Origin of the sequence: Chamaesiphon sp. VAR_48_metabat_135_sub, from assembly GCF_031418915.1 — a bacterium.
In the GTDB taxonomy this organism is placed as follows: domain Bacteria; phylum Cyanobacteriota; class Cyanobacteriia; order Cyanobacteriales; family Chamaesiphonaceae; genus Chamaesiphon.
Genome location: NZ_JANOJV010000055.1, coordinates 1 through 21,716 on the forward strand (window position 1 = coordinate 1; position 21,716 = coordinate 21,716).

General features: G+C 44.2%; 19 protein-coding genes. 7 read left to right on the forward strand and 12 right to left on the reverse strand.

Annotated features, from left to right (window positions below; genetic code table 11):
• Positions 1-716 (reverse strand): serine hydroxymethyltransferase (gene glyA / locus RMO55_RS04110; RefSeq protein WP_310423940.1); only part of this gene is annotated, 716 nt, incomplete at its 3' end.
• Between the two features lie 284 nt (positions 717-1,000).
• On the opposite strand from glyA, the gene RMO55_RS04115 reads away from it, so the two are divergent.
• Entirely contained in the window at positions 1,001-1,225 is a 225-nt protein-coding gene (locus tag RMO55_RS04115; RefSeq protein ID WP_310423945.1) for a hypothetical protein, read from the forward strand.
• 73 nt (positions 1,226-1,298) lie between these two features.
• On the opposite strand, the gene ntcA is transcribed toward RMO55_RS04115, so the two are convergent.
• Entirely contained in the window at positions 1,299-1,970 is a 672-nt protein-coding gene (gene ntcA / locus RMO55_RS04120) for a global nitrogen regulator NtcA (RefSeq protein WP_396134167.1), read from the reverse strand.
• Positions 1,971-2,289: 319 nt separating this feature from the next.
• Between ntcA and fabI the strand changes: the two genes are divergently transcribed.
• A complete protein-coding gene (gene fabI, locus RMO55_RS04125) occupies positions 2,290-3,066 on the forward strand; it encodes an enoyl-ACP reductase FabI (RefSeq protein WP_310423948.1) in 777 nt (258 codons plus the stop codon).
• A gap of 170 nt (positions 3,067-3,236) precedes the next feature.
• Here fabI and RMO55_RS04130 read toward each other — a convergent pair whose 3' ends face one another.
• Genes RMO55_RS04130 through RMO55_RS04140 form a run of 3 tightly spaced genes read right to left on the reverse strand, consistent with a single transcriptional unit; the run spans position 3,237 to position 4,885 of the window.
• Entirely contained in the window at positions 3,237-3,755 is a 519-nt protein-coding gene (locus RMO55_RS04130; RefSeq protein ID WP_310423951.1) for a PPC domain-containing protein, read from the reverse strand.
• Positions 3,756-3,807: 52 nt separating this feature from the next.
• The gene (gene lspA / locus RMO55_RS04135) at positions 3,808-4,284 is read right to left on the reverse strand and encodes a signal peptidase II (protein ID WP_310423954.1); all 477 of its coding nucleotides are present in this window, start codon (positions 4,282-4,284) and stop codon (positions 3,808-3,810) included.
• Positions 4,285-4,294: 10 nt separating this feature from the next.
• Positions 4,295-4,885: a biotin transporter BioY gene (locus RMO55_RS04140; RefSeq protein WP_310423957.1), complete on the reverse strand. Its 591-nt coding sequence runs from the start codon at positions 4,883-4,885 to the stop codon at positions 4,295-4,297.
• A 253-nt stretch (positions 4,886-5,138) separates the two neighbouring features.
• On the opposite strand from RMO55_RS04140, the gene psb27 reads away from it, so the two are divergent.
• Positions 5,139-5,540, forward strand: coding sequence for a photosystem II protein Psb27 (psb27, locus tag RMO55_RS04145; protein ID WP_310423960.1), 402 nt, complete (start codon positions 5,139-5,141; stop codon positions 5,538-5,540).
• A gap of 147 nt (positions 5,541-5,687) precedes the next feature.
• Positions 5,688-7,244, forward strand: a complete 1,557-nt coding sequence (locus RMO55_RS04150) for a family 10 glycosylhydrolase (RefSeq protein WP_310423963.1) — start codon at positions 5,688-5,690, stop codon at positions 7,242-7,244.
• Positions 7,245-7,292: 48 nt separating this feature from the next.
• Here RMO55_RS04150 and RMO55_RS04155 read toward each other — a convergent pair whose 3' ends face one another.
• The 3 genes from RMO55_RS04155 to tyrS form a co-directional block, all read right to left on the reverse strand.
• Positions 7,293-7,952 carry a ComF family protein gene (locus RMO55_RS04155; RefSeq protein WP_310423966.1) on the reverse strand — a complete coding sequence of 220 codons (660 nt, stop codon included), beginning with the start codon at positions 7,950-7,952 and terminating at the stop codon, positions 7,293-7,295.
• Positions 7,953-8,040: 88 nt separating this feature from the next.
• Positions 8,041-13,458: a non-ribosomal peptide synthetase gene (locus tag RMO55_RS04160; protein ID WP_310423969.1), complete on the reverse strand. Its 5,418-nt coding sequence runs from the start codon at positions 13,456-13,458 to the stop codon at positions 8,041-8,043.
• Positions 13,459-13,712: 254 nt separating this feature from the next.
• Entirely contained in the window at positions 13,713-14,951 is a 1,239-nt protein-coding gene (gene tyrS, locus RMO55_RS04165; protein WP_310423972.1) for a tyrosine--tRNA ligase, read from the reverse strand.
• 295 nt (positions 14,952-15,246) lie between these two features.
• Between tyrS and RMO55_RS04170 the strand changes: the two genes are divergently transcribed.
• The gene (locus RMO55_RS04170; RefSeq protein WP_396134165.1) at positions 15,247-17,163 is read left to right on the forward strand and encodes a transglycosylase domain-containing protein; all 1,917 of its coding nucleotides are present in this window, start codon (positions 15,247-15,249) and stop codon (positions 17,161-17,163) included.
• A 103-nt stretch (positions 17,164-17,266) separates the two neighbouring features.
• Here the strand turns inward: RMO55_RS04170 and RMO55_RS04175 are convergent, their stop codons facing one another.
• Positions 17,267-17,584 (reverse strand): DUF1825 family protein, encoded by a 318-nt coding sequence (locus tag RMO55_RS04175; protein WP_310423991.1) that lies wholly within the window; start codon positions 17,582-17,584, stop codon positions 17,267-17,269.
• A 120-nt stretch (positions 17,585-17,704) separates the two neighbouring features.
• Here RMO55_RS04175 and RMO55_RS04180 point away from each other — a divergent pair, with 120 nt between their 5' ends.
• Entirely contained in the window at positions 17,705-18,085 is a 381-nt protein-coding gene (locus tag RMO55_RS04180) for an NINE protein (protein WP_310423975.1), read from the forward strand.
• A 158-nt stretch (positions 18,086-18,243) separates the two neighbouring features.
• Positions 18,244-18,735: a helix-hairpin-helix domain-containing protein gene (locus RMO55_RS04185; RefSeq protein ID WP_396134168.1), complete on the forward strand. Its 492-nt coding sequence runs from the start codon at positions 18,244-18,246 to the stop codon at positions 18,733-18,735.
• 118 nt (positions 18,736-18,853) lie between these two features.
• Here the strand turns inward: RMO55_RS04185 and cobD are convergent, their stop codons facing one another.
• The 3 genes from cobD to RMO55_RS04200 all read right to left on the reverse strand — a co-directional run.
• Entirely contained in the window at positions 18,854-19,927 is a 1,074-nt protein-coding gene (cobD, locus tag RMO55_RS04190) for a threonine-phosphate decarboxylase CobD (RefSeq protein ID WP_310423981.1), read from the reverse strand.
• Between the two features lie 30 nt (positions 19,928-19,957).
• A complete protein-coding gene (locus tag RMO55_RS04195) occupies positions 19,958-20,245 on the reverse strand; it encodes an HU family DNA-binding protein (RefSeq protein ID WP_310423984.1) in 288 nt (95 codons plus the stop codon).
• A gap of 506 nt (positions 20,246-20,751) precedes the next feature.
• Positions 20,752-21,716, reverse strand: a 965-nt coding sequence (locus tag RMO55_RS04200) for a type II secretion system protein GspD (RefSeq protein ID WP_396134166.1), incomplete at its 5' end; no start/stop codon positions are given.

Here is a 21,716-nt window from a genome sequence, read left to right on the forward strand (position 1 = left end):
CCACCACGAGGACCTCTGAGAGTTTTGTGGGTGGTAGTGGTAACAACATCACAATAAGGGATGGGATTGGGATGGTGTCCGGTAGCAACTAAACCAGCAATGTGAGCGATATCTGCCATCAGGAAAGCACCAACTTCGTCAGCGATCTCGCGGAATTTCGCGAAGTCGATCGTGCGAGAATAGGCAGAATAACCACAAATCAGCATTTTTGGCTGATGCTGTTTCGCTAAGTCCCGAATTTGGTCGTAGTCTAGTTGCTCAGTTTCTTTGTTAACGTTGTAGTAATGGGGTTCAAACCATTTACCAGAGACGCTAACAGGACAACCGTGGGTGAGGTGTCCGCCGTGGGATAAGTCCATCCCCATAATTTTGTCCCCAGGATTGAGCAACGCGAGGAAGACAGCAAAATTTGCCTGTGCGCCAGAGTGGGGTTGAACGTTAGCAGCGGTTGCACCGAATAACTGCTTGACTCGATCGATCGCAATTTGTTCGATCTCATCGACAAATTCACAACCACCATAGTAACGCTTACTGGGCAAGCCTTCGGCATATTTGTTTGTCAGTACCGAACCCTGGGCTGCCATCACCGCAGCAGAGGTGAAGTTCTCACTCGCAATCAATTCGAGATGAGTCCGTTGACGACCTAGCTCGGAACCAATTAAACTCGCGATCGCTGGATCTGTCTCTAGTAAAAATTCTGAGTTAGTTTTTGCCATTCTAGTCTATTAAAAATAGGTTTGGGATTGCTGAATCGATGCGGTGTCCCCGATTATCTATCATAGCTAATGGATCTCCCTCACGTCACCGTCCACTTGAGTCGATCGGTCGAAAACAATCGAGATCGAACTTGCGTCAGCAAGATTAGATACTGTTTCGATCTACTGGGCACAATTACAGTAAGGAAGTTTAGACTAACAAACTCCAAGCAGCGGCTCACCCGCCCCGTAGCACTTTTCGCTTTCCACTAAGTCCGTACCTAACCCAAAATTGAGGGTGCTGTATGTTAGTAGTTATCATCGACAATCAAATTATTGCTCCGCAAACAGTCTGTCAAGCTTGCGTCCTTGCCGATCGCAATGGCCAACCACGCTGGCGACAAGGTAAACTGTGTTGTGGTCGGATCGTCCCCACTCTCAATTGTTGCAATGAAGCTCAATCCGATGCTTATGTGTGTCAGATGGGGTTTAGGTTGGTGGAGGTAGAGGGGATAGGGGATAGGGAGTAGGGAGAAAGAGAACATTTGTATCCAAAATCCAAAATCCAAAATCCAAAATTCCCTACCCTCTATTCCCTATCCCCTAATTAAACTGTTGACTCAAAGCCACTGGATTATGAACGGTGATTTTTTTCTTTTGGATAGAGATCGTCGGATTATCTTCATCGCGTAGATCGCCAAGTAAACGGGTGACAGTTACACGGGTGGAACCAATTGCTTCGGCGATCGCTTGGTGTGATAGTTTGAGATCGATCGTGATGCCGTTACCATTCGGTATCCCAAAATCCCGACATAAAATTAGCAAGAAACTAGCCAGCCGCGATCCCATATCTCGATGAGCCAGAGTTTCGATCATCATTTCGGTTTGGAGTATCCGTGAAGATAAACCTCTGAGCATGATCCAAGACAGTTCGGGATTTTCCTTGAGAGCTTTCTCGAATTGCTCGATCGAAACTGATAGTAACTCCACAGGTGTAAATGCAACTGCATGATAAAATCTGTCAGATCTATTCCCCGTAATCAAAGATAGCACCCCAAATACGCTATTCTCGCGCAGCAAAGCCACTGTAATCTCTTCTCCAGCTTCGTAGACGCGAGACAACTTAACGGCACCTTTAGTGAGAAAATAGACTCGTTCGGCTGGATCTCCAGGAAAAAAAATAGTTTTATTGCGATCGAATGTCTCTAATACAGGTGGAAAAGCTCCTCCAGCCATTTGCTGAAAGACGCTAGCGATTGGTTGATCTTGCATCATGGCTGTCATTTGGCGTTCGCGCTCACTGGAAATATTGGGATTCACAATTTCGGACTTGAATAAGGTTGTGAACCTTTGTGACTGAATATCTCACGATCTCAGTTCTGGCAAACCCAAACTAATTGGCGTGTTTACTCAAGTCTAGACCACCGCATTTATTTAATGGTATTAGAGACTACTTAATCTGACTTGCCAATAGTTTTTTGTATCATAGACTACGGAGTTAGGCTTTAGGCTCTAGGGGTTAGGCTTTCAGGACAAATGTAACTGGCAACTGATATTATGAGCGGTGCGAGTTAAGATGGAGTAATAATTACCTTTGTTAAATTTAAACGGAAAAAACGCCCTAGTAACGGGAATTGCTAACAATAGATCGATCGCCTGGGGTATCGCGCAACAACTCCATGCTGCTGGCGCGAACATCGGCATTACATACCTACCCGACGAGAAGGGGAAGATGGAACGGAAAGTTGAAGAATTAGTTGCACCTCTAAACCCTAGCATTTATCTCCCGCTCAATGTTCAAGATGACGAGCAGATCGATCGAACTTTTGCGGAAGTTGGCGAAAAATGGGGACGGATTGATATTCTGATCCACTGTTTGGCATTTGCAAATAAAGAAGATCTTTCTGGAGATTTTAGTAAAACTTCCCGTGCAGGTTTCGCGCAGGCGATGGATATCAGTGCTTACTCACTAATTCGGCTGGCGGGTGCTGCGAAACCTTTGATGACAGAGGGAGGGAGTATCGTTACGCTCACTTATCTAGGTGGTGTTAAAGTAATTCCTAACTATAACGTGATGGGCATTGCAAAAGCTGGTTTGGAAATGAATGTTCGCTATCTAGCATCAGAATTTGGTGCTCAAAATGTCCGCGTCAATGCTATCTCAGCAGGGCCGATTCGGACATTGGCTTCTTCGGCAGTGGGTGGTATTTTGGATATGATTCACCACGTTGAAGATGTCGCTCCACTCAAACGTACTGTTACCCAAACTGAAGTTGGGAATGCGGCGGCTTTCTTGTCCAGCGATCTCGCCAGTGGGATTACAGGGCAAATTATCTATGTAGATGCTGGTTACGAAACGATTGGCATGTAAATTAGTTGAAAGTTGCGGCTCGCGCTCCTCGGGTTTCCCGAGGCTTCAGCGCACCAAGCAGCGAGAGAAAGTTGAAAGTTGAAAGTTGAAAGTGGATAAAAAATCTTGGGATTTGGTTGACCAGATCGAAACCCAATATCAACTAAGATAGATGCAAGCTTTCTACTCTCTCACTTTTCTTTCAACCTACTAATTTTCAACTTAAATTCCCCACTGCTAGTTGCACCAAAAGCTTGGACACGGATGATATAGGTACCAGGTTTTTTGATTTTACTAAATAGCAGTGAGTTGCTAGTTCCATCCCCACTATCATCATTTTTACCGACACTTTTACCTTCAGCATTGAGTAGAATCACAACAGTATCGAAAGATTCAGAAGTTAGCTCGATTTCAATCCGATCGCCAGCCATTAATTGAATTGTATAATCTCGCGCAAATCCACCCTCTCCGGTCGGAATATCGCGATCGGACAGGAGATCTTTAACTTCTCCATTCGGTGGTAATTGAATAGGTGTGTAGATAAAAATATTATTTTTAGGTCTTGGTTCGATCGTCGTTCTGGGACTAGCAGCAATACCATGAATAATAATCGTCCAACCAATGATTAGACTAAGTATTGGTAAATAGCAAGATCGAATATTCCTCCTAATTGACGTAGCTAAATATTCTCTAGGCTGTCGATGTATCACTTTTAACTTCTTGCACTGAGCGTAGTCTTACGTAGAGAAAAGTGTCAGGTTGTTAGTGAGGTTTAGATTGTCGTGGCTGATAAATAAAACTGTGAACTAGCAAACAGAAAATTCCTAAATTAATCGATATATCCGCCCAGTTGAAGATCGCAAAGTTAATTATTCTCAGATCGATAAAGTCCACGACAGAACCACCAAAAAATAATCGATCGATCCCATTGCCCGCCGCTCCTGCCAAGATTAGACCGAAGCCTAACTGCTCCCAAATATTACTAAAAGTTCTGAAAACACCGATTAGAATCAAAGTTATACTAACGAATAAGGACAACCATGCCAGCCACGGCTGTCCTTCCAGCATACTAAATGCTGCACCATGATTGCGAATATAGGTAAAGTGAAAAATGTTGGGAATGATAGCAATAGATGTTCGCTCGATTCGGAGATTTTCCACGATCGCACGTTTACTAATAATATCGATCGTGATATTAACGATCGCTGCAGTCCAAAAATAATGATTTCTAACTTTCATATATGAAATTCTAATAGAACATAACTCGTCGCAGGACAAAAGAGATCGATGTTGCCGCGCAAGCAAGCACCAATTGACTGATAAGTGGATAGATAGAATACTCAGCGATCGCATCTAATAGATTAAAGCGATCGACTTGCTGCCAATTAATTAAGGCAAATAAAATCAAATAAATAAGTCCAAACAAATGGATAGTTAAAAGTCCGCACAAGCAACTCAAGCCTAGATATTCTAATTTAGGCGATCGCTTAAAGGCAAGCTGTCCGCAGACCCACGACCCAGGTACAAATGCTAATAAATAACCAAACGCAGGCTTCTGGAGATACTCTATGCCCCCACCATCATTAAAAATTTTCAGCCATAGTAATCCAAGTAAGATATAAAAAACTTGAGTCAGTACCCCTGCAGTTCTACCACCCAAACAACTAACTAATAATACTGCACCGATTTGACACTTAAATCCTAGTGGGTATGCCGTAATCCCAGCACTCATCCATTGTAAGGGAGAGCTGATAACATAGACAGGAACAAAGTTTGCACCGATTGTCAAAGATAAGCCAACAATCGTCCAGATGAAAATGTAGGGACGAGAAACAGTCATGAAGGAGGGTTAAGGGTAAAGGGTAAAGGGAGAGTTTGCTATTCTTATTTTTTGTCAGTTTTTTAAATTACGATTTGATTTACTATGTCGATCGATAAATAATAGTCAATCACAAAATGTGTTCGATCGATCGAATCCCAAAGCCCAAAGCCCAAAGCCTAAAGGCTAAAACCTAACTCCTATCCCCCATTGCGATCGAATTCGCGGTAGGATGGACAGTAATTTTGGAGTTTTAAATTTTACATTACAAATTATGTTTAAACGTCTGTGGTCGCAGTTATTTGCTTTAGTACTAGTGGTTGTCGTTGGATTAGCTGGCTGTTCTGCTAGCTCTGGTGGACTAGTCGGCAATTATCGTCAGGACACCGTTACCGTCCTAAATAGTATGAAAGCTGTATTAGAGTTGCCAGATGACTCCCCAGATAAGCCCGCCGCTCAGGCTTTGGCACGTTTGAATATTAATGATTTTTCATCTCGCTATCGTCAAGATCCCGCGCTGACAAAGCTTAGTTCCTTCACTAGTATGCGGACAGCCTTAAACTCTCTCGCTGCTCACTATGCAGCCTATCCCAATCGTCCCCTCCCAGAAAAGCTCAAGACTAGTTTAGAGCAAAAATTTAAGCAGATCGAACTAGCATTACAGCGTGGGGCTTAAATTGGGTTTTAGGCTTTAGGGGATGGAACTTTATTGATAAATGATCTGTCCGAACTGAAAGAGTTGAAGGAGAAGTAGATCTGTAGATCGGCTTCTCCTTTATACTAAAAAGCTTAACTACTCTACCTGCGCTCGAGATCGATACTTATGGGTTTTACGCTACACAAAAATCTTCCTGTTTCACTAGTGAGAGGGTATCGTCAAAAGTGGCATCAAAAATTATTCCTAGGGGTATTTACGACCACTAGCTTAATCGGTCAAGGCTACTATGCTCAGTCAAGCCCAGCACAGAAACTCCCAAACACCGATTATTGTCATGTCCCGCGAACGGAAGTCAACACTAAAAATACACTTCGACTAGCAGCCCAAAAAGGAGATAAAAATAGCCAAACCCAGTATAACGAGATTGTCAAAAAGCACGTAAATTACGTTCAACAGTGTCGGCAAAAAAGTTGGCTGAAAAATCAGGCAATTTGGGTCAGGCTGTATCCTTGCGACACTCGCCCTGGTAACTTAGAAGAAATCTTCGACCATATGGTCGATAAAGGCTATAACCAAGTCTATGTTGCTACATTTTATGGCAAAGCATTACTACCTCGATCGAGTAATACCACTGCCTGGAACTCAGTTTTGACCCAACGGGGAACCGAGAAAACCGACTTGCTCGCCGATGCGATCCAAAAAGGGCACGATCGAGGCTTAAAAGTCTATGCTTGGATGTATAGTCTCAACTTTGGACCAGAATATGGGGTGACTCCAGAAGGACAGTCCGCCGTAGCCATTAATGGTCGTGGTGAAACTACTTTATTTGCAGGTGAAGAGGGTTTTCAAAAATCAGCAGATGGCGATGGGAGTTCGGTCTTATTTGTCGATCCTTATAGTGACAAAGCGCGAGATGATTACGATCGACTAGTCCGAGAAGTAGTCCGTCGTCGTCCCGATGGCGTATTATTCGATTATATTCGGTTTCCACGGGGACAGGGGCCACAATCGATCGCCAGTCAAGTTAAAGACTTATGGATTTATGGCGATGAATCGCGCCAAACTCTTGCCGCCTTAGCTCAAAATAGCAAAGGAACGGATTTAATCGATCGCTTTCTCAACAAGGGTACCATCACGGTTAATGACCTCAAGGAGGTGGACAAACTCTACCCAAACGAAGTTTCGCCCCTGTGGCAGGGACGTACACCCCTAGAAAGCGAAGCTACCATGTCCTACGAGGAAAAATTTCCCTGGATTGAGTGGGATTTATGGCAACTCACCCTCGCTCATGCCAGTCAGGGCGTAGTTAACTTCCTCCAGAAAGCGGCGGAACCCGTAGCACAGCAACGACTCAAATCTGGTGCGGTATTTTTTCCAGAAGCCAATCAACCAGTGGGGCGAAGGGGCTACGACTCTCGATTGCAGCCGTGGGATCGATTTTCAACGAGTGAATGGCATCCAATGGCTTATGCGACTTGCAATCAGAGTAGTTGCATTGTCGATCAACTCCGGCGCGTCCTTAGCGTCGCGCCCCCTAGTGCGGAGGTAATTCCAGCACTAGCAGGGACTTGGAGCAAACCACTGGAAGGTCGTCCATCGCTGGAGGATCAAATGGATGGCATTCGCCGCAATCTTCCCCAAATTCATTCCATCAGTCATTTTGCCTTTTCTTGGCAAGAACCAGAGCTAGATTACTATCGCAGTTCCTGTCAGTTGAAATAACCATTACGGCTATATCCCCGACTTCTGGGCAAAGTCGGGGATGTGTCCCTATCCAGTGGCAATTACGGCTACTCCACAGACGTTAACTTGGTGCGATCTCAAGACCGATGCTACAGATCGAACAGTTGCACCAGTGGTGTAGATATCATCGATTAATAGTACAGTTGAATCGGGTTGTAGGTGAGAATTTATGAGCGTAAATGCACCTGCCACATTTTCTTGGCGTGCCGATTTTGATAGTTTAAATTGAGCGATCGTCGATCGAGTCCGCTGTAAACTCAAATCTAATTTAGCACCTGTGACCTGACAAAAGCTGCGGGCGATTAATTCGGCTTGATTGAAACCTCTACTTGCCATTTTTTCAGCATGGAGGGGAATCGGGATAACTGTTAATTTAGTTGGGATTGGCGGCGTAAATTTTTGCCAACTCTCAGCTAGCCATTCTCCATACACATTGCTGATCGATCGATGTCCATCATATTTGAACTTGGCGATCGATTGTTTAATCGAGCCTTGATATTTACCCCAAGCAAATAGTGGTAGATCTCCTTGCCAATATCGATCGGGTCGAGCCAATTGACAGTCTTGGATTTGACGTTGACAATATCTACAAAAAATGTGTTCTGCCGTGCGATTGCAGAGGGGACAATTTGGCTTGAGAAAGAGATTTAAAGCTCGATTTAGTAATGGTTGTAAAGAATTAAACATGTAAATGAGTTAAAGTTGAAATTTGCAGATGCCAACAATCACTGCGATATCCCTGACTTCGTGGAAGCTTGGAGGCTACTATATCTCTTCAATCAGTTAGAGTTTTTTCGATACATTTATTCAGTTCCCGTGCTAGAAACACAGCATTAGTTTTGTTAAATATAGAAGCATGATCGCCTGGGATTTCGATCGTTTCTAATCCCATCCCCGCCAATCGCTCCCAGCCCTGCGATAGATCGGCTGTGTTGACACTATAACCAGCTTGAAATAAGGTAATTTTGCCTGGATAAACATCGGGGTCGTATGCATAGGAAGCTCGTTCGTTGATTTCGACCGATCGAGTCCAATTTTGTTGTTGTGAAGATGTCAATCGATTTGGCTGTTGTAGATCGGTTTTTATGAGTAAGTTTTGCTCGAAAAGATCGCGTATCTGCTTCTTGTTTTTTCGCCATGTATCGCGAACACTTCTTCGGTACATTTCTAGTCGATTCATCAATTTATAGTAGAGAAACTTATGACCATATTTAAGTAAGAGTTTTCCAAATCTCCGTGATTGTTCTGATACTGAAACTCCATCTTCTACACCAGGTGCAGGCGTATCAAAGATAGCTAGCAGGGCAACTTCTTCACCTTGTTGTTTGAGTTGATGTGCCATTTCCAACGCAACATAACCACCAAACGAAAACCCTCCAAAATAATAAGGGCCGTGGGGTTGGATCGATCGCACCTCCCAGAGATAGTAAATAGCCATTTCCTCAATTGTAGGAAAGGAGATCATTTGATTATCGAGATCGTAGGGTTGAATGCCATAAAATGGTAAATCTGTGCCTAAATTTTTTACTAATGATTGATAAAATAATAAGCATGGATCGAGAGAATGAATACAGAAAAATGGTGGTTTCGACCCTTGGGGTTGAATCAGTAGCAGAGTGGCAGAGATCCTATTTTGGGATGTTTTAGTTAATTGTTCGGCTAGTTGTACCACAGTTGGCGAATTAATTAAGATAGATAATGGTAATTGAATTTTTAATTGTTGTTCGATTTTAGTAAATAGTTGAATCGCAAATAGTGAATGACCACCTAGATCGAAGAAGTTGTCATTGATATCGATCTGTTTGAGTCCCAATACTTCTTGCCAAATCTTTGTTAAAATTTCTTCGGTCGGATTTCTCGGTGCAACAATGCTAGATCCAGAAGTAGTTTGAGGTGGATTTAATGCTAGTAGTGCGCGACGATCGATCTTACCATTAGGTGTGAGCGGAAATTCCTCGACCGTGAAGATATCACTGGGAAGCATATAATCGGGTAAATAAAGCGACAAATAAGCCCGAATATTTTTAGGACTTAGATTTGATAAATATTTGTCGATCTTAATCTTACCATCGGGAAATAACAACTTATAAAAAGGATTGCGTAATATCGGATGTTGGTGATGGAGTGAGTCATAATAAAAGCTTACAACCTCCCCATTTTTACCGATTAATCTACCTTCGATTCGATAGTCAGGATTGATATTATTATCACTCAAATATCCCGCACAGGTTGCTTCGATTCGATCGCCTGCAATGACATCGATACCAGGATAAAAAATCGGGAAATAGACAGGCAGCCATGAATACTCCTGGGCTAAATTATCGATGACGATATCGGGTGCGGTATATAAATTCAGCCACAATAAGAAACCATCAAATCGAGCTGGTTTGGTGATGCTTAAATTAATGTCCTGACGATATTCACTTGCTGTCGCTGTGGTGAAAACTAAGTCTTCAAAAATACCACTATCGGAGATCAGACTAGTCTGCGGCAGGTTTTTGACGCACAGGCGGAGATCGAAAGGTTGTCCGACCAGATCGAATATTTGCTGGGTGTAATGTCCGGTTAGCTCCTGAAAGCTTGGATTGTTGAGTAGTTCATCGGGTAAGGTAATCGCGGCAATTTTAGTAACGCAGCGGTGGGGTATCGTCAAACCATTTGGCTTGAGCAAATGGCGAGCATCATTGAGTAACGGAGCAACACCTTCAGAACCGCCAATGGTACCGATAATTTCAGATAAACAAACGTCCACCAGTTCGGGAAGTTCGATCTCTGTTGAATAACCGTAAATTGGGATAATTTTGTCCTGCAAACCAAGCTGCTCGATTAGCATTGTAGCTTGTTGAAAGGCGGTTTCAGATGCTTCGATTGCATAGACTTTTTTAGCACCTGCGGCGATACAAAAACGGGCGAGTAGAGCATCTTTTCCCGTACCAATATCCACAACTATTTTATTCTCTACTACTCGATCGATCGCCTGTTGATAAGCTTGGTTGCGAGGTAAATCGGTGGTCATTGAATGGTACAACAATTCGTCATACAGCGGATATTCGCCGATCGACGGCCACCACTGCATTTGTAAGTGCTGTTGTTTGGGCACTAGATAGGCAGCTAAACTTTTTTGACCCGATTGTTCGTCTCGATCGATAACGATAGCTTCCTGGACGGCTGGGTGGGCATTCAGGACAGTTTCAATCTCGCCAAGTTCAATGCGGAAGCCGCGTATTTTAACTTGTTCGTCGAGACGACCAAGAAATTGGAGATTTCCGTTGGGTAAATATTTCACCAGATCTCCAGTCTGATATAGCCGCGCCGATAAATCTGGATTGAAGGGATTGGAAATAAACTTTTGGGCGGTTAATTCCGGCTGATTGAGATAGCCGCGTGCGAGTCCAGCTCCACCAAGATACAGTTCTCCAGCGATACCGATCGGACAAAGGGCACGATGTTTGTCTAGTATATATACTTGAGTATTAGCGATCGGTCTGCCGATCGGTATTTCTGGCATTGACATGTCAGCATCGAACTTAGATAAGTCGCACATGAGTGCGCTAATCGTTGCTTCTGTTGGGCCGTAAGCGTTAATCAGTCTGACTTGCATCCCAACAGATCTTTGCCATTCCAGCAGCCTTGCAGGAGCCGCTTGTTCGCCGCCAATTATCGCCAATCGCCAGGACGGCGGAATTGTTAGTTTATCTGCATCCAGTCTTGCTGTCAGTTCGTGCCAATAGGCGGTGGGTAAACTAGTAACGGAGATCTCCCACTCTTGACATTGTTGGAGAAAGGCTTGTATCGATGTCAACATGGCATCATTCCGCAGTATCAGCGTTGCGCCAGCCGTCAGACAAGTGTAGATTTCTTCCGCACTGACATCGAAGTTAAGCGATGTAAATTGGAGGACTCGATCGATCTGGGTTAGTTTTGATTGAATCTGCGCGGCGATCGTATAATTAACCAATGAATGGTGTTCGATGAGAACTCCTTTGGGCTTTCCAGTCGAACCTGATGTATAGATGACATAAGCCAAGTTGTTGGGTTTGACTTCAGTTACCAAATTTTGCGCGCATTGCTTTTGGATATCTGGCAAATCGATATCCAGACAGATAACCTGCGCTTGATGGATGGATAGCTTTTCGACTAATTGAGACTGAGTGAGAATTATGGGCATCGCTGCATCTGCGACGATGAAAGCGAGACGTTCTTGCGGATAGTCTGGATCTAGAGGTACATAGGCTCCCTCAGCCTTGAGAATACCTAGAATACCAACGATCGTGTCGATCGATCGATCCACGCAAATCCCCACCAGGACATCGGCGGTAACGCCTAAAGTTTTCAGATAATGTGCTAGTTGATTCGCCTGATTATTTAACTGTCGATAGGTAATTTCTTCTGCTTCAAATACAACAGCAATGTTATCTGGACTTTTTTCTACCTGCGATTCAAATAGCTGATGGATACATAATTCAACTCCAAAATTCACCTGAGTGTCATTCCACTCCACTAGGATTTGATGCGCTTCTACTGCTGATAATAATGGCAGATTTGCCAGCGATTGATCGGGATTGTCAACAATACCTTGGATGAATACCGTTAACTGCTCTAGCATCCGATCGATCCTATCCTCATCCAGGAGATTACTATCATAATAGCAGCAACAATTATTGCCTCGATCGGGGATAATAAATGTCAATCCGTGAGTGGATATTGAAGGCTTTTCTGATAGAGTTTTAACTCGATTGATACTAACAGGTCGTCGATCCTCAAACCCGATCTTAGCTAATGGTTGAAGTTCGGGATATCGCAACACAATATCGCGTGGATACGTTTGATGTTGTTTTAGTACTTTTAGTTCTCGATCGATCGATTCAAAAGCTTCTGCAAAACCTTGTTCGGGGTTGAGATCGATTCTAGCTGGAACTCGATCGACAAATAAATCGGGTACGCCGATAAGTTGACTATCTAATTCTGGATATTTTATCGCAATATCAAAACAGTCCTGCTGAGAGATTCGACTCAGATAAGTAATGACAACCGCAACTAAGAAATCGGCTAAATTCCATGTCGGTTGACGATCTACCAAAAATTCAGTTATCGCTGATGGAATAGTCCAATCTTGACTAGCAAATTTAGGTTGAAAGCTGTTATCTTTTGATGAATATGGAACGGCAATTGGATTTAATGTTGCTAGTCTCTGCACCCAGAAACATTCATGCTTAACTAAACCTTTTTCCAAAATCTCGATTTGCTGGGCGATATCTGAATCGAGATCGGTAAATCGATCGCCAACTTTTAGCTTTAATCTATGAACTAATTCCAGCATAGATAGCGGTTCGCCATCTAAAGTTTGGACGTGAGAGATCGAGAGATCTTGACTGGTTGTCGCGACGATCGATCGATCTGATTCGATCGCTACAATCGTTCCAGGCATTAATCCAGAATAACAATTTAGAATTTCAGCTTTGGAAATAATAATTATTTTGTTGGCAATTGCCAGTTTTGGCATACCCAAAAAATTCTCATACCGACCAAAATCTAGAGCGCGAATTGTTGCATCAATACTCAGAGCAGACTGATGCCAATTTAAGATACATCCTGGACTAGGTTTTCTGGAACCAGTGAAATAGCTACGTGCTTGCGAATCTTGCTGGGTTAATGATACTTGTCCAGTCGCAATCTCTTCAATTAATTCTGAAAATGAAGAGACGATCGTTTCATAGCATTTACTATTAAGTGTAGCTCCAGTTTCACGCTCATCAAGATCGAAAGATATCTGTTTAAGAATATCGCCACCATCAACCAAAGCAGTCATTTGATGCCAAGTAATCCCATGAACCTTCTCTTGATTTATAATTGCCCAAGATGGAGCATTCATCCCACCATATTTCGGTAATGGCCCATCATGACAATTAATCGCAAATTGACGTGGCAATGCCAGGATTTCAGGTGAAAGAATCGAAAGATTGGAAATACTGAATAAATAATCGAATGGTTGCTGGCTTAAAAAGCCCAGCACATCTGCTGTTGGATCGATCGTTGCAATGCCGTGTGAATCTGTCCAGGTATCGATCGATTTACCTGTAGAAATAATCCCTAATATTTGATGGCCGCAATCTAATAGATGTTTAGCACAAGGGATTAGAAAAGACTCACGCCCAATTAGAAAACAGCTAAATGTTTGATAAACAGGAGCCATACAGGAAAATAGAGGATACCAATTATTTTAATTATCTTGGTATATACTATCTCTATTTTTCCAAAATTGTAATATATTTGGGCACTATTATAGTTACCTAATGTGGCTCGGATAGAGATTGAGGTAGTAGGGGCAATTCATGAAGCGGCTCGCGCTCCTCGGGTTCCCCGAGGGTTTAGCGAGACAAGACATTGCCCCTACTACCTCAATCTCACGAGATCGCCCAACCTCTTGCAAAATAATCAGTCGATAGTCTAATTAACCAATTTTTTGAACCTCTTCTTGCCTACCTGTAACACTTTTCCCACTAGTGACGCAGCGTCATCATAAGTGAGTTCGATATCAGAAATGGGTTGTCCGTCCAATTTGACAGCACCACCCTGAATCTGGCGTTTGGCATCATTGCTACCAGAACATAAACCGCTAGCAGACAGGAGTTGGAAGATTCTCGCCGGAAAAGTGACCCCAGAGATCGAAAATTCGGGGATGCTCTCACCACCTGCATTTTGACCTGGTTTGGTAATTAAGGCGATCGAGTCTGCTTGCGCTTGAGCGGCTTGAGTCTCACCGTGATACTGAGTAACCACTGTCAAGGCGAGGAGTTTCTGCGCCTCCCTGGGGTTCTCAGGTAGCTCATCAAGAGAAAGGTCGGTTAAGAGCGTAAAGTAATCTTTGATGATGCTGTCGGGCGTTTTCTCTAGCTTAGAGTACATACTTAAAGCATCTTCACCTAAACCAACATAATTATTTAGGGATTTGGACATTTTCTGGACTCCATCGGTGCCTAATAAAATGGGCATCAATAAGCCAAATTGAGGCGTATGTCCGAAATGACGTTGCAAATCTCGCCCAACGACTAAATTAAACTTTTGATCGGTACCACCGAGTTCCACATCTGCTTTAACAGCTACCGAATCGTATCCCTGCATCAGCGGGTACAAAAACTCGTGAATAAAAATTGGTGTTTCTTTTTCATAGCGCAGTGCAAACCCTTCTTTCGCTAACATTTGCCCAACTGTCATCGTTGAGAGTAGTTCGAGTGTTTCGCTCAGATCTAGCTTGGATAACCACTCCGAATTGTAGCGGACTTCCAACCGTCCCGGCGTATCGAAATCGAGGATCGGTCGAACCCTGTCGAGGTAAGCTAGAGCATTAGTCGTAACTTGCGCTGGCGTGAGTTGGTTGCGCACTTCCGATTTACCAGTCGGATCGCCAATGCGGGCGGTAAAGTCACCGATAATTAAGACAGCAGTATGTCCGGCATCTTGGAAAGATCTCAGCTTCCGCAGGGGAATACTATGTCCGAGGTGGATATCCACACCTGTGGGATCGATACCAAGTTTCACTCGTAGAGGTCTATCTGTTTGAGTTAGCCGCTGGGCAAGATTTTCAGCCGGATCTGGAGAATTTGGTTGATGGGGAAAAATCTCAGTCACGCCCCGAAATAACCAATCGAACCGATCTAATACTGGCACAGGTAAACTAACAGTCATAGTAGATAATGAAAATCGAAGGGGATCTCAAAGCAGTTCCAAGTTAAGCTTATTATAGTTACTACAGAAACTGAAATATTTTTATCAGCTCGTTCATGTTTCGAGCTACCAATTTACCTGAATTGGCGATCGCTAGTCTATAATCACACTCATATCATCCGATCCAGACTCTCACTCATCAAATCCCTTCCATCCGAGATCGTCACAGATAAAGCATTTCTGATGAAGATGAGGTGCAAATTAAGCCTACAGCCCAAAGCCTAAAGCTTAACCCCTAACCCCTACCCCTAAGCAAGTGTCTTCTAGAGCTTTAAAGAAAAATAAACCTCAACCGATGGGGCGCAAACCAGAGAATGGTAGCTTCTTCGGTGGTATCGGTCAAATTGCAGGTGGTACCATTTTAGGTGTCACAATGTTAGCTAGTTCGATCGTCGCTGGCGGATTAGTTGGTTTGGCAATTAGCTTCCGCAACTTACCAGATGTGCGGGTATTGCGCAGTTATGCGCCAACAGAAACTACCTACATCTACGATGTCAAAGGGGTGCAACTGGCGAGTCTCCACGATGAAGCCAATCGCGAAGTCGTTCCACTCAACCGGATTTCGCCAAACTTGAAACGATCGTTACTGGCGATCGAGGATAGCCATTTCTACTATCATCAAGGTGTGAATCTCACAGGTGTGGGGCGGGCGATAACCGCTAACTTTAAAAAGGGTGGCGTGAGTGAAGGCGGTTCGACGATCACGATGCAGTTGATCAAGAACTTATTTTTATCCCAAAAACGCCAATTTAGTCGGAAGTTAGCCGAAGCAGTCTTATCAATCCGACTCGAACAAATTTTCCGCAAAGATGAAATCCTAGAAATGTACCTCAATCAAGTTTATTGGGGACACAATAATTATGGAGTAGAAACTGCTGCCCAGAGTTACTTTAACAAACATGCATCCGATCTTAACTTAGCAGAAGGGGCGATGATGGCAGGCGCGATCGCCGCACCAGAAAAGTACAGTCCATTTACCAACTTCAAATCAGCTAAAAAGCGGCAAGAACAAGTTTTAAATAGGATGGTAGAACTAAACTGGATTACCGCAGCCGACGCAAAAAAAGCCAAAGATTATAAAATTAAACTCGGTAAAATCAAAACTTGGCAAAGTAGTAGACTTCCCTATGTTACAGACACCGCGATCGAAGAACTAAATCAACGTTTTGGTAGGGAAACTGTCCGTAAAGGTGGAATGCGGATTCAGACTACGATCGACTATAACTTCCAAATGGCTGCCCAAAAAGTTGTGGCAAATGCTTACGACAGATTGGGCAGAAATAAATACCAAATTAGTCTCGTCGCGATCGATCCGCGCACTCATTTTGTCAAGGCAATGGTCGGTGGCGTGGATTACAAGAAAAGTAATTTCAACCGCGCTATGTACGCGAATCGTCAACCAGGTTCTTCCTTCAAACCTTTTGTCTACTACACCGCCTTTGCTACTGGAAAATTCACTCCCGATTCAACGGTTTATGATACTCCCGTGCGCTATCGCGATGGTAGTGGCTACTACGCCCCCCGCAACTATGGTGGTGGCTATTCTGGACCAATGAGTATTCGCAGTGCGATTATGACATCCGCCAACGTCCCAGCCGTAAAAATGGGCAAAGAGGTAGGACTCGATAAAGTCATCCAAACCTGCCGGACGCTGGGCATTAAAAGTCCGATCGAACCCGTCGTGTCCTTACCTTTGGGCGCGATTGGCGTGACCCCTGTTGAAATGGCTGGAGCCTTTGCCACATTTGCCAGTAATGGTTGGCAATCCGAGACTACCACGATCCTGCGAGTAACTGATAGCGATGGCAATGTTTTACTAGACAATACGCCCCAACCCCAGCAGGTACTAAATCCCTGGGCAACAGCCCAAATCAACAGTGCCCTCCAGTCTGTAGTCAGTGGCGGTACTGGTAAACAAGCCTATCTCGGTCGTCCAGCCGCCGGAAAAACCGGAACCACTTCCTCAGAAAGAGATGTCTGGTTTGTAGGCTACGTGCCCCAGCTAGCTGCCTCTGTTTGGATTGGTAAAGATGACTACACCCCTCTTGGTAAAGGGGTCACAGGTGGTACCTACGCCGCACCAATTTGGCGGAGTTTCATGCAAGAGGCACTCCAAAATGAACCAGTCGAATCTTTCCAATCTCCAGCTAAGTTTAAACGTCCGGGGAGTTGAGTTTGGGGTTCGGGATTCGGGGTTTGGGGTTCGGGATTCGGGTTTCGGGATTAGATTGGATCTCAATTGCACCCAGTCTCCCAGTCCCCCAGTTACCCCTCTCCTACTTATCGATTTCTGACTTCATTCGATCGAGGGTTTGATTCATTTGCTCGAACATTTGGAGCGGAGTCATCCCAAACTGGCTCATCTGAGTGTTCATTTGTTCGACGGTCATTTTCGCCATAAAATCATCGGAGAGTTCAAACCGCTTCATAAAAATCTTGTAGCGATCGAGTAATGTTTCCATGCGTTCGATAAATACGATCTTACCGTCGCGATCGAACTTACCATACTTACCGCCTAACTGTGTCAGTTGCTGATAATCTTCAAACAACTGTTTGGCTTCTTGTTGGATGATGTCAGAATCAAAAAAGCTCATGACGGAAAAGGTAGTAATAAGGTTAAAATTGAGGGGCACGACGATTGATGCTCGTGTTCCCATTCTAAGTCAGTCTCGAACCACTGAGAACTGCGGTTTCCCGTATTTGAGGATCGGTTAATGTTCGACCGCACTACACCCAAAAATCGTCAAGTAGCGATAATTTTAGCGTTCGCAGGTATGACGATTCCTGTAGCTGGATTTCACAAATTTTATCTAGGACAACCCATCTGGGGTATAGTTTACCTATTATTATCCTGGACTCCAATTCCCCATATTGCTTCAGCGATCGAAGCTGTCTGGTATCTTACTCAAGATAGTACCCACTTTGACAGCAATTTTAACTCCCTCGCTGCAACTATTTCCACATCGACGATCGTTGCTCCGCCGATGGCGACAGTAGCTGAATCGATCCGCGAGTTAGACAAACTCCGCGCTGACGGTTTAATCTCCGAATACGAATTCGAGCAAAAACGTCGTCAATGGTTGGATAGGGCGTAATTCAGTTGAAAGTTAAAAGTTGAAAGTGAATAGCCGGAAGATTGAACCTGCCATAATCTCTAAAACCTAAAACCTAAAACCTAAAACCTAAAACCTACCCTCTACCCTCAACTCTATTGACTCACGATCCTGCCCGTACCGTTCAGTTTTTTTTTAAAATGTCTTTACGATCGCGTATTATTGAAGACCCTTATTATCGGTTTAAGTCAGCATTTGAGATTGCGGTAGCCGCCGATTTAGGTATCCAAATTGATGTCAATCAGGCTGGTGTTGATGATTGGTTGCGTTTACCAGGAATTTCAATTCATCAGGCACGTCAATTAGTTGCGTTGAGTCAAGCTGGGGTGGCTTTTTATTCGATTTCCGATCTGGCGGCGGCACTGAACACCCAAATATCGAGACTCCAGTGGTTGGCTCCAGTACTAAGCTTTCAGTATTACGATCGAGCCTTAGCCCTACCATCTGTCAATATAAATCGATCGACACTAGATGAATTAGCCCAAATTCCCCAGATTTCCCCAGAATTAGCCACCGAAATCATCAACCAACGCGAACAGGGTGGCAAGTTTACAGATTTAGTTAATTTCCAACAAAGGCTGGGATTATCCGGCGAATCGATCGGCGAATTAATGCACTATTTACAATTTTGAGTTGCTGACTTCGGCGGAGATCTTTACCCCCCAACCCCCCTTGGAAAGGGTGGCTTTCCGGCTCCCTCCCCTTTCCAAGGGGAGGGCTGGGGTGGGGTAAAAATCTCCGCAGTAATTTTCAAACCGACTGTAGCGCAGCCACCAATCGATCGTTTTCGGCAATAGTCCGCACAGCGACGCGGAAAAATTTATCGCCAAGTTCGGGAAAACTCAGACAGTCGCGAATTAAGATCTGATGTTGTTGCAGCAGTTGAGTTTGAAGTTCCGTCACAGATCGATCCGATCTAACTAAAATAAAGTTTGCAGCCCCAGGATAGGGGTGTAAACCAGATACCTGCTTCAATCCCTCGAACAAGCGATCGCGAGCGGGTGCGAGCCAATCCCAGGTTCGCTGTTGAAACTCAGTATCGGGCAGCACGGCGATCGCAGCGGCTGCGGCCAGAGCATTGACAGGCCAAGGATCGCGCCAATTTTTCCAGCGATTTAATCGATTAGGATGAGCGATACAGTAGCCTAGTCGCAATCCTGGCAAACTATAAAATTTGGTCAGCGATCTCAAGACGACCAGATTGGGATATTGGCCAATAAAGGGAATTAAACTTTGCTGTTCTGCTGGGGGTAGAAAGTCCATAAAAGACTCATCAATTACCACCAGGTCAAACCGTTCCAAATGAGGCAGAATTGTCTCCTGTTGACAAATTTGCCCAGTAGGATTGTGGGGATTGTTAATTATCAGTCCGAGGGCATGGGGAATTTCCGCTGGTAGATGGCGCAAGGCAAAATCTAGATCGCCAATTTCCCCATCTGGCATCATCATCGATCGAGTGATGATTCTCGTCCCAAAAGTTTGGAGCGATCGCCAATAGTCCCCAAAGGCTGGTGTGGGGATGATGGTGGTGTTGAGTTTAGAAAACTCTAACGCTGCCCAAGTTAATAGTTCCGCCGCCCCATTGCCTGGTAAAACCCACTCAGGAGCGATATTGTGATGACTCGCGATCGCCTGACAGAGTTCGGGATAATTGGGATCGGGATAATTAGTCAGATTGTCTATGTGCAGCTTAATCGCAGCGAGTGCCGCAGGCGGAGGGCCTAACGGACTGATACTCGCTGAAAAATCTAAGATAAGAGAGGGGGGACAGCCCGCTACTGTAGCTGCCCAGTTTGGGTTCCCCCCATGTTGTGGTCGATTCAAACAGTCTTCCCGAATGTGGATTCAGTCAAATTAGTCGTCTTTGCTTTCAGACACTTTGTCTTTGAATAGTTTACCTGCAGAGAATGCAGGTACTTTAGTTGCGGGAATTTCCATTTTCTCGCCAGTTCTAGGATTACGACCTTCGCGTTTTTGGCGATTTCTGGGTTCAAAGGAACCAAATCCTACCAGAGTAACCTTGTCACCTTTGGATACCGCTTCCATAATGGCTTCTAATGCTGCTGACAACACTGTGTCGGCTTGCTTTTTGGTCACGCTAGCTGTTTCAGCTACCCGATCGACTAATTCACCTTTATTCATGTGTAGATCTCCGTTATTGATTTTGTGAATGGACAAAGCACCTGACCATTGTTCCGGTTGGTGCCAGCTTTGATAGTTAGTGGAAATCAGACTTAATTCTAAGCTTAAAACGGCTTAGGGACTGAACTTCGCTCTCGAAGTTCGCATGTTTTCTGGCAATTTTAGGGCTTGCCTTCACAGCAGGAATTGCCACTAAGTTGCTGAAACTCTCATGCGATATTACTTCCACTGCATTATTCTAATGTCTACAAGCCTAATCTGGATCGCTGAAAGCTTTAATTTATGTTGATTTTCATTATTTTGCGTATTATTTCTGTAAAAATCGAGCAAAAATAGGGGATTAGACACTCAGACAAGAGATTGAGAGACTAATCTTATCGTCACTAATTCACTATTGCTGAAGATCCAAAATCTCAGCACTCGATCGACAGGAAATAGGGAATAAGCACTTGCATCTTGTCAGATACCTTGGATTTTTCGCCTATTTCCCATTGTTTGTTATCAATCTATCTACCGATCATCAATCTAGCGTCAACACCAGGTGTGTAATTGACCTGGCCCTTGTTGTCGTTAAGAATTTGGGGTGTGAGTAAGACCACAACCTCTTGGCGTTGATTGGATTTGTTGGTACTGCGGAATAGCGCACCTAAGATGGGAATATCGCCAAGGATGGGTACTTTGGAGACACTGGTGCGATCGGATTCTTGGATAATTCCTGATAAGATCAATGTCTGACCATCGCGTAGGCGAATTTCACCAGAGTTTAATGTCCGCGATTGTAAGAGGGCGATATCACCATCAGCAGTAGTGATCGTGCTACCGATCGAAGATACAGTAGGAATGACAGCTACGGAGACAAAACCATTATCATCGATCCGATTTACCAAGATATCCAGAATTAGACCAGCTTGCTTGATGATTGGCTCTCTAGTACTGGTAGTTGCGCCAGTACCAGAAACAGTGTTGATTTTAAAGCCACCAAAGACATCTTGGGTTAGATTAACATTAGTTTTTTGACCTTCTTGAACTACTAAAGTAGGATCGGTTAAAATCTTGCCATTTCCACTGATGATTTGAGCTTGGAGAGTAGATAGAAACTTGGTGGGAATTTGATAGTTGGCAGGTGCGCCATATGTGACTGTAGCTGGAGATCCAGGAGTTACAGATCCAAACGTGAGTTGTCCGCCAGGTGCTACCCGTTGACCTGTTGTGGGGCTGATGACAGAACCATCAGTAAGTTGTCCGCCTACTGGAACGAGTAGACCTGTTTGTGGGCTAATTGCCGGAGCCCCTGTATTGTTAAATGTTGGCGATGCGGTATTGAAAGTTGGGCTTACTACGATGGCATTGCCAGGAGGAACGTAGGCAGTCACGCCTGGTTGATAGGGGTTGGCGGCAGTTCCCACATTTGGACGGGCAGTATTACCCAAGCCAGCACTGTTTCCACTAGTTTGGCTGTTTAAATTTCCGT

What these genes read in the sequence shown, in the direction of transcription:
- RMO55_RS04175 (WP_310423991.1), bottom strand. Translation starts at nt 17,584, where the DNA reads ATGAGCTTTTTTGATTCTGACATCATCCAACAAGAAGCCAAACAGTTG.
- psb27 (WP_310423960.1), top strand. Translation starts at nt 5,139, where the DNA reads ATGTTTAAACGTCTGTGGTCGCAGTTATTTGCTTTAGTACTAGTGGTT.
- lspA (WP_310423954.1), bottom strand. Translation starts at nt 4,284, where the DNA reads ATGAAAGTTAGAAATCATTATTTTTGGACTGCAGCGATCGTTAATATC.
- RMO55_RS04140 (WP_310423957.1), bottom strand. Translation starts at nt 4,885, where the DNA reads ATGACTGTTTCTCGTCCCTACATTTTCATCTGGACGATTGTTGGCTTA.
- RMO55_RS04115 (WP_310423945.1), top strand. Translation starts at nt 1,001, where the DNA reads ATGTTAGTAGTTATCATCGACAATCAAATTATTGCTCCGCAAACAGTC.
- tyrS (WP_310423972.1), bottom strand. Translation starts at nt 14,951, where the DNA reads ATGACTGTTAGTTTACCTGTGCCAGTATTAGATCGGTTCGATTGGTTA.
- RMO55_RS04150 (WP_310423963.1), top strand. Translation starts at nt 5,688, where the DNA reads ATGGGTTTTACGCTACACAAAAATCTTCCTGTTTCACTAGTGAGAGGG.
- RMO55_RS04195 (WP_310423984.1), bottom strand. Translation starts at nt 20,245, where the DNA reads ATGAATAAAGGTGAATTAGTCGATCGGGTAGCTGAAACAGCTAGCGTG.
- RMO55_RS04160 (WP_310423969.1), bottom strand. Translation starts at nt 13,458, where the DNA reads ATGGCTCCTGTTTATCAAACATTTAGCTGTTTTCTAATTGGGCGTGAG.
- RMO55_RS04185 (WP_396134168.1), top strand. Translation starts at nt 18,244, where the DNA reads ATGTCTTTACGATCGCGTATTATTGAAGACCCTTATTATCGGTTTAAG.
- ntcA (WP_396134167.1), bottom strand. Translation starts at nt 1,970, where the DNA reads ATGATGCAAGATCAACCAATCGCTAGCGTCTTTCAGCAAATGGCTGGA.
- RMO55_RS04180 (WP_310423975.1), top strand. Translation starts at nt 17,705, where the DNA reads ATGTTCGACCGCACTACACCCAAAAATCGTCAAGTAGCGATAATTTTA.
- RMO55_RS04155 (WP_310423966.1), bottom strand. Translation starts at nt 7,952, where the DNA reads ATGTTTAATTCTTTACAACCATTACTAAATCGAGCTTTAAATCTCTTT.